1 tRNA gene is annotated in these 202 nt (G+C 50.0%); it reads left to right on the top strand.

The features are described 5' to 3' along the window. The first annotated feature begins 56 nt into the window (after window positions 1-56). A tRNA-Ile gene (locus tag DWX96_RS14165) sits at window positions 57-130 on the top strand. The last annotated feature ends 72 nt before the right edge of the window (window positions 131-202 follow it).

Genomic DNA, 202 nt, shown 5'->3' with positions numbered 1-202 from the left:
CGATGGTACTACGCTGGAGACGGCATGGGAGAGTAGGTGGCTGCCAGATTAAATGAGGGCTTATAGCTCAGCTGGTTAGAGCGCACGCCTGATAAGCGTGAGGTCGGTGGTTCGAGTCCACTTAAGCCCATTGATTCGAAAGAGTCTATAATTAAATAGGAATCATCCTATATGGGGGTGTAGCTCAGTTGGGAGAGCACCT

Origin of the sequence: Roseburia sp. AF22-2LB (genome assembly GCF_003461125.1) — a bacterium.
GTDB lineage: Bacteria > Bacillota > Clostridia > Lachnospirales > Lachnospiraceae > Roseburia_C > Roseburia_C amylophila.
The sequence above is the reverse complement of the archived record's forward strand: the minus strand, read 5'-3'. Positions and strand labels throughout refer to the sequence as shown.